The organism is Candidatus Cryptobacteroides sp., from assembly GCF_056207615.1.
Genome location: NZ_JBAEER010000145.1, coordinates 20,285 through 28,066, shown reverse-complemented (window position 1 = coordinate 28,066; position 7,782 = coordinate 20,285). Strand labels below are relative to the sequence as shown.

At 52.3% G+C, this 7,782-nt stretch carries 7 protein-coding genes and 1 tRNA gene; 3 read left to right on the top strand and 5 right to left on the bottom strand.

Annotated elements, in window-relative coordinates:
* Positions 1-289 precede the first annotated feature (289 nt).
* Positions 290-1,498, top strand: a complete 1,209-nt coding sequence (locus AC06ND_RS08480; RefSeq protein WP_475678552.1) for a peptidoglycan DD-metalloendopeptidase family protein — start codon at positions 290-292, stop codon at positions 1,496-1,498.
* On the opposite strand, the gene AC06ND_RS08475 is transcribed toward AC06ND_RS08480, so the two are convergent.
* Entirely contained in the window at positions 1,495-2,742 is a 1,248-nt protein-coding gene (locus tag AC06ND_RS08475; RefSeq protein ID WP_475678551.1) for a carboxypeptidase-like regulatory domain-containing protein, read from the bottom strand. The genes AC06ND_RS08480 and AC06ND_RS08475 overlap by 4 nt on opposite strands.
* Positions 2,743-2,840: 98 nt before the next feature.
* Positions 2,841-2,914: transfer RNA gene (locus AC06ND_RS08470), tRNA-His, on the bottom strand.
* 228 nt (positions 2,915-3,142) lie between these two features.
* On the opposite strand from AC06ND_RS08470, the gene radC reads away from it, so the two are divergent.
* Positions 3,143-3,853: a RadC family protein gene (radC, locus tag AC06ND_RS08465; RefSeq protein ID WP_475678550.1), complete on the top strand. Its 711-nt coding sequence runs from the start codon at positions 3,143-3,145 to the stop codon at positions 3,851-3,853.
* On the opposite strand, the gene rpoN is transcribed toward radC, so the two are convergent.
* From rpoN to AC06ND_RS08450, 3 genes are read right to left on the bottom strand one after another with little or no spacing between them, the layout of a single operon-like run.
* Complete coding sequence (gene rpoN / locus AC06ND_RS08460) at positions 3,850-5,283, bottom strand: RNA polymerase factor sigma-54 (RefSeq protein WP_475678549.1); 1,434 nt, start codon at positions 5,281-5,283, stop codon at positions 3,850-3,852. The genes radC and rpoN overlap by 4 nt on opposite strands.
* Before the next feature lie 12 nt (positions 5,284-5,295).
* Positions 5,296-5,871, bottom strand: a complete 576-nt coding sequence (locus AC06ND_RS08455; protein ID WP_475678548.1) for an SPOR domain-containing protein — start codon at positions 5,869-5,871, stop codon at positions 5,296-5,298.
* A 2-nt stretch (positions 5,872-5,873) separates the two neighbouring features.
* Complete coding sequence (locus AC06ND_RS08450; protein WP_475678547.1) at positions 5,874-6,344, bottom strand: hypothetical protein; 471 nt, start codon at positions 6,342-6,344, stop codon at positions 5,874-5,876.
* A gap of 79 nt (positions 6,345-6,423) precedes the next feature.
* On the opposite strand from AC06ND_RS08450, the gene miaB reads away from it, so the two are divergent.
* The gene (gene miaB / locus AC06ND_RS08445) at positions 6,424-7,761 is read left to right on the top strand and encodes a tRNA (N6-isopentenyl adenosine(37)-C2)-methylthiotransferase MiaB (RefSeq protein WP_475678546.1); all 1,338 of its coding nucleotides are present in this window, start codon (positions 6,424-6,426) and stop codon (positions 7,759-7,761) included.
* The last annotated feature ends 21 nt before the right edge of the window (positions 7,762-7,782 follow it).

The following is a 7,782-nucleotide window of genomic DNA, read 5'->3' as shown; positions in this document are numbered from 1 at the left end:
ACGAACATCTGAGGCTGGTCAGCGGGCATGATGCTCCTGAAGGCGGCAGGGAAAACGAGTCTTCCCTTGACGTCAACCTTCGCATTGTATTCTCCGATGAACTTGACCATAATTAGACTTAATGTACTTTCACGCTAGGGTACAAAAATAAGGATAATTTTCCACTTTGTTCCAAAATTTCCCAAATTTTTCCACCAAATGATTAAATTTGTGTTCATAACTCCCCGAAACGATGAAGATACGCCACACTATAGTCCTACTTTCTGTTATATTAACTCTTTGTGCTACAATGATTTGCTCTTGTGGAAGAAGAGGTGGGGAAGACGGTGGAAGGCGCAGGGAAAGAAAGGAGCGCAGGCTTAGGGGAAAAGAGCAGGAAGAATTGCAGAAGGATACTATCTATCCTCTTGGATTCCTCACTGATACTCTCGAACTACGCAGCGGCAGCGTCGGCAGCGGGGATCTCTTCGGAACCCTCCTCGGAAAGATAGGTTTCCCATCCTCGAGGAACCTTGAACTTCAGGAAGCATGCGGCGATGCATTCAACCCGGCAAGGATAGTTTCCGGAACGAAGTACGATGCCTATTATACAGCAGACAGCCTCTCAAGGCTTCAGTATCTCGTGTATCATGACAGCCGCCTTGTCTCGACTGTGTTCAAGTGCTACGACTCGTTAGCGGTGTGGAAGGTTGAAAAACAGGTTGAGAAGCGCAGACGAGTCGCTGACGTAACGATCAATTCCTCTCTCATCGGCGATATGCTTTCGTCCGGATATTCCACTGCCGCAGCCTATAAGCTCGCCGATATCTTCGCATGGACGGTGGATTTCTTCGGCCTGCAGAAGGGTGACCGCTTCCGTATGATATATGATGAGCTGGTATGCGAGGATGCGGTGATCGGACTCGACACCGTGTATTTTGCGCTATGTGACCATGACGGTAAAGAGTATCCGGCAATCATGTATGATCAGGGAGACGGGGGCAATCTCTATTGGAATCCTGAGGGTCAGAGCATGAAGAAGGCTTTCCTCAAGGCTCCTCTGAATTTTACCAGGATCAGCTCTGGCTACACAACCCACAGGCTCCACCCTGTCACGAGAAAGGTGCAGCCGCATCTTGCCGTCGACTATGCAGCGCCGACAGGCACTCCGGTATGGTCGATAGGAGACGGCGTGGTGATCAGTGCGGGGTATAGCGGAGCAAGCGGCAACATGGTGAAGATCAGGCACAACAACGGGGAATACCAGACTGCGTATCTCCACCTTTCGAAATATGGACCAGGCATCAAAGCCGGTGTCCGAGTGCGCCAGGGTCAGGTCATAGGATATGTGGGCTCGACAGGTCGCAGCACCGGCCCGCACCTTGATTTCCGCGTATGGAAAAACGGTACTCCGGTGAACCCTCTGAAGCTGGATTCACCGCCGGACACTCCTATAAATCCTGAGAATATTCCTATGCTGGATTCGCTCTACAGATACTATAGAGCGCAGCTCGATTAATTCCTGCTGACTCTTCTCCTGAGCCTTTCTACTGCATGCTCGAGGGACTCTGAAGGCTCGAGAATGTTGTAGTCGCCCCAGAAGTCGGGATCGGCGAAGTCCTCGACTCTGTCGTAGAAGTTATCCGTCTCCTTGAATGTCTCCCTGGTAAGCATAGGGAGCACGTTCTCCATCCTGATGTCGGTCGCAACCATCTCCGTCACGACTGTGTAGCTGCTGCTGAAGAGACGCTTCTTCCAGTCGCACTTGAAAGCGAGGGAACCTCTCACATAGTGGAGCACGGCCTTGCCGTTCACAAGCCTGTAGCTTGCGATGAATGACACGTCCTGTGGCTCGAACTTCATTCCGTTAGGCTTCTTCCTGAGCATGGCGCTGGTGACGAGATTAGGGTCGTCCATGTCAGTGCTGTACTCGGCTCTCATGATGGCCAGGCTCTCCTTGTCGATGTACACCTTTGCATTGTAGAGAGGATACTTGTAGTTGCGTATCCTCGGGGTCATCGAGATCACGTATACCGGTCTCTCCTCTATGACCGTAGGGTCTTCCATGACGTAGTTGTACGAAGGAAGGTCTTCCTTGTAGAAGAGGTCCTCCTGATTCTTTACCACATCAAGTGTCATCGCGAGGTTCGGACCACCCTGGAGCTTGACCGAGAGAGTGTCCGCAGATCTCTGGCTGACGAGCCTTCTGCCCTTGAGCACGCGTACGCGGTCGAATTCCGCAGAACTGGTATACTTGTACTTGTACATGTCGATGACAGCCTCGGAGACACTGATGAAGCGGCTTCCCTTCTTGGCTGTCTCCCTGTAGAAGCCTCTCTGGTAGACCGGCTCCATAGGATAGTTCCTATATATCTTCTGGAGGGCTTCCTTGACCAGGTTCTCCGGATCATGTCCTATGACTATCGCCTGGTCGAGCAGGTCAGAATAAGGATTGAGCACGAACCTCATGTCGTGGGCGTCGCTTGCCTTCAGGGTCGAGCTTGTGGCATAGTATCCCACATGCGAGATCACGATGGTGATCTCCTTGTCAGTTCTCGGAATCTTGAGACTGAAATAGCCGTCCTCATTCGTGATGGTGCCGAGGGTAGAACCCTCGATGGTGACACTTACGAAGGGGAGCCTGTGTCCCTGGTCCCTGACTATGCCGGACACGGTCATGAGTGAGTCAGACTGTGCCAAGAGGTTGAAAGGCACGAGTATCAAGCTACATACCAATGCCAATATGCTGAGTTTCGCTTTCATTTCTGTCAATTCAATAGGTTAGTTATCTGCGACAAAGGTAATAAAGTCCCGACTTATAAAAAATAAGCCCCGCAGAAATATCTGCAGGGCTTATCCAGGGTGCCTGGTGGGGCTCGAACCCACGACATTCAGAACCACAATCTGACGCTCTAACCAACTGAACTACAGGCACCATGTTGGTTTGGGAATGCAAAGATAGATATATTTTTGGAATCTGCAAGCCGTTTTTGTCCATTTTGGCAAATCATAGGGAGATTTTGCAACGGACGGAATACTCAAGTCCAAGGAAAAAATTCGTGGTTAGCACGGAAAAATGAAAACACGAGGAAATTCTTGAAAAGTGCTTCCTGAGGATTCGATACGTGCGCTTTTTACGAAGCTTGAACTTATCTTTGGCGACATGAAGATGTCGGAGATGTGCCTCGATGAGAGGCCGAGGGAGAAGATTAAGAAATATGGTACGCGAGGTCTGAGCAACGGTGAACTTCTTGCGGTACTTCTGAGGACGGGTGTAGTAGGGCATAATGTGATCGAGGTGGCTCAGTCATTGCTGGTGGCCTCGGAGGGAAAGCTGTCCAGACTCTATGCAATGTCGTCTGAGCAGATGATGAAGATACCCGGGATAGGGAAGGACAAGGCTGTGACCCTGGAGGCAGCTTTCGAGCTGGGACGCAGGTGGATGTCCGAGTCTTCGGATATTGCCAAGGTCCCGATACGCTCAGCCGAGCTGGCCTGGCGCGTGATGGCGCCCAAGCTCCGCGGATTGGATCACGAGGAGTTCTGGGTCATGCTGCTGAACCGGGCCAACTACGTGATATCCCTGGAGCATATATCGGTGGGAAATATCAGCAGTACCTCGCTTGATGTACCTCGGATACTGAAGAAGGTGCTCGACAAGAATGCCACGGGGGTCATAATGTTCCATAATCACCCGTCGGACAACCCTATGCCGGGGCAGAATGACATAGATGCGACCATCTCCCTGAAGAAGGCCCTTGAGGCTATGGGCAAACAGCTTCTTGACCATCTGATACTATCAGACAGCGGCTACTATAGCTTTTCGCAGGAAACGGTCATCAGGAGTCCTGTGGCCTTGCTGACTGAAGGCTAGAGGGTCTTGCGGAGCCTTGCCTTCGGGATGTTGAGGATGTCTCTGTACTTTGCAATCGTACGTCTGGCGACCTTGTAGCCTCGCTTCTCCATCTCGACCACGAGCTGGTCGTCGGTGAGCGGGTTACGTGTGTCTTCGTTGTCGACGAGCTCTCTGAGAACCTTCTTGAGCTCCCTTGTCGATACCTCTTCGCCATCCTTGTTCTCGAGTCCCTCTGAGAAGAAATACTTGAGCGGGAATATTCCGAAATGGGTCTCGATGTACTTGCTGTTCACGACGCGGGAAATGGTGGAGATGTCGAATCCGGTCTTCTCCGCGATGTCCTTGAGGACCATAGGCTTGAGACAAGACTCATCACCGTCCACGAAATAGTCATGCTGGTAATCGAGTATGGCCTTCATCGTGCTCTCGAGGGTGTTGTGCCTCTGCTTGATAGCCTCCACGAACCACTTGGCGGAGTCCATCTTCTTCTTGACGAAGGTGGCTGCCTCCTTCTGCTCGCGGGTCGAGCCTGATCCGGCTGCCTCCATGAGCATGTTCGCGTACTTCTTGTTGATCCTGAGCTCCGGTACGGAGAATCTAGGCATCGAGAGCTCCATGTTTCCGTTCACATAGTCAAGCACGAAGTCTGGCACGATCTGCTGGGCCTGGTCAGTATATGAGTCATCTATCTGTCCTCCCGGAGACGGGTTGAGCTTGGTGATCTTCACCATCGCGGCCTTGAATTCCTCCTCGCTGACGCCGAGCTTGCTGATTATCTTCGAGAAATGTCTGTTCTTGAACTCCTCGAAATACTTCTCTACTATCGTGAGCGCCAGCTGGTTTGCCGGACTTGGTTTCTTGTTCCTGAGCTGGAGTGCGAGGCACTCCTGGAGATCCCTTGCACCTACGCCTACAGGCTCGAATTCCTGAATGACCTTGAGCATCCTGAGGACTTCCTCCTCGTTTGTGTCGATGTTGGCCCTGAAGGCCATGTCGTCAACGAGGTTGTCGAGTGAGCGGCGCAGATAGCCGTTGCTCTCGAGGCTACCTATAATGAAGGCAGCGACAGCTCTTTCGTGGTCGTCGAGGTTCTTGTAGCCGAGCTGGTCCATCAGACTCTGGGTGAAGCTTTCCTTCACGGAGAAGGTGCTGAACTGTGACCTGCTGTCGTCGTCCTTTCCGTAGTTGTTTACGCGCAACTTATAGGAAGGAATCTGGTCTTCCTCCTTGTATTCGTCGAGCGAGATGTCCTTTGGCTGGTCTTCAGCCTCCTTGGACTCATCCCTAGGGGCGGTATCCTCGTCAAGCACAGGGTTATCCTCCAGCTCCTTCCTGATACGCTGCTCGAGTTCCTGGACAGGAAGCTCGATGAGCTTTATCGTCTGAATCTGGAGAGGTGAGAGCTTCTGTTGCTGCTTGAGCTCGAGACCGAGAGTCTGCTTTGCCATTATCTTCCTCGCTTACTGAATCTTTCTACGTACCTTGATAGTGTCGGCAACGAATGCGTTAGCCTTGTCTACGACCGGAGACTTGATGTTCTCCTTGATCACGAAGGCGCTAGGGAACTCGCCTTTGATCTGCGCCATGAACTGCATAGCCTCGGACTTTGTGCGGAAATCGCCGACGGCTACCTTGAAATATGGGTTGACATAGGTCCTGTATGCAGGTACGTCATGGTGAGCATCACAGAATGCGTTGTATGCTGCCATGGATGCGTTTCTCGAGTTCTGCTTGTTGTCGAAATAGATCCTGACCCTGTAGCCCTTGAGAGCCCTGTTTGAATTGGAGCGGACATGGGCGTCCATTGCGGATGCGATTGCGCTGGATTGGTTCACGGTTACTGTTGCGACGTCGCCCTTTGACCTTGACGGCATGAGTGAGATAATGCTCCTGCCATAGAGGGTTGAGTCTGCAGCGTCAGCCATCCTGAAGATGACCGAGTCCACGAGCTCATACCTTTCCTGGGCACCTGCCTTCGCGGATACTCCCGCGAGCAATGCTCCGATCGCGATGATTATGTAAAGAATCTTCTTCATAGCTAATTGTCTGAAAGTTTGTTGAGTGGAACACCTAGCTTGTTCACCTTGAACTTGGCTCCGCTCTTGAGCTTTATGGTCGTGTGTATGTCGACCGTGTATTCCTCTGGCTTGAAGTCCCTCACGAGCGTCATCGCCTTGAGAAGGCTCATACCTTCGCTCAGGGTGGCGGTGCCTGTCACCTGATAGACGCCGTCGGTCTTGGCCGGGATGGTCACGTCAGTAGCATCAACCGTGCCAATCTCGACTCCTTCCCTGTAGAGAGTGGCGCTGTTGTTCTCGAGAGTGAACTGGATGATGGGGTTGTGTATGCCAAGGCTCAACGTCACGTCCGCAGAGCGGAGACCTCTCATGTTGAAGTCTTCGATCCTGTATGAGGTGAGGCTTATGTCGCTGACCTTGGAACAGCTCGTTCCAGCCAACATGACGATAGCCAGGATAAGCAATCCTATGTGTTTGCCAAATGTCTTCATCGTTGCCATAGTAATCTTGCAAAGGTACAAATATTGTGCAAAAAATCATATCTTTGCGCCTCAAACGGATTATACAGGCATGAAGAAGATATATATCGAGACCTATGGCTGTCAGATGAATGTCAATGACAGCGAAGTGATACTTTCCATACTCTCAAAGGTGGGCTATGAGCGCACTGAGGCCATGGACGAGGCGGATATCATACTCGCCAACACATGCTCCATCAGGGAGAATGCCGAGCAGAGGGTGTACGGACGTATCGACGTGTTCCGTCTCGAAAAGCAGAAGAGACCAGGAGTGATCATCGGTATCGTCGGATGTATGGCAGAGCGCCTCAAGGATAAGCTCCTGGACAGCCATGTCGTAGATCTCGTCGCAGGCCCCGATGCGTACAGGCACCTCCCGGAGATGGTCGAGGCCATTTCGCCTGACAGTCCGCAGATCGACGTCCAGCTCTCCCGCGACGAGACTTATGCCGACATAACTCCTGTGCGCATGGACAAGAATGGCGTCAGCGCATATATCTCCATCATGCGCGGATGCAACAACTGCTGCTCTTATTGCGTCGTCCCTTACACCCGCGGCGCCGAGCGCAGCCGTGATCCATACAGCATAATCCGTGAGGCAGAGGAACTCTTCGCTGCCGGCTACAAGGAGGTGAGCCTCCTCGGTCAGAACGTCGACTCCTATGCATGGAAGGCTCCGGAGGACTGCGCTGAGCATGCCGGCGAGACCATGAACTTCGCCCAGCTCCTCGAGAAGGTCGCTTCGATCAGCCCTGAGCTCAGGGTTCGCTTCTCCACCTCATATCCGTCAGATATCAGCGACGAGGTGCTCTACACAATGGCCGCGCACGAGAACATCTGCAAGCACATACATTTCCCTGTCCAGTCAGGCAGCAACGTGATGCTCGAGAAGATGCGTCGCAAATACACCAGGGAATGGTATCTCGAGAGGGTAGCCAAGATTCGTGAAGTCATTCCGGACTGTGGACTCACCACCGACGTCATAGCCGGATTCAGCGGCGAGACCGAGCAGGACCACCAGGATACTCTCAGCCTCTTCGAAATCGTGAAGTTCGACGCAGCATTCATGTTCCAGTACTCTGAGCGCCCGGGAACTCTGGCTTCCAAGAAGTATCCGGATGACATCACACCTGCCGAGAAGACCCGCAGGCTCAACGAGATCATCGAGCTTCAGGGCAGGATGGGAGCGCTGAACTACCGCAATCAGATCGGTAAGATCCATAAGGTGCTTGTCGAAGGCCCTTCGAAGAAGAGTGCCGATGAACTTTGCGGAAGGGCAAGCAATTACATGATGTGCGTCTGGCCGGACAAGACCCACAAGGTAGGAGACTATGTCACCGTGAAGGTCGTTGACGCTACTCCTGCGACCCTTCTCTGCGAGCTTGCATAGCTTGCTTAATTTGGAATTATT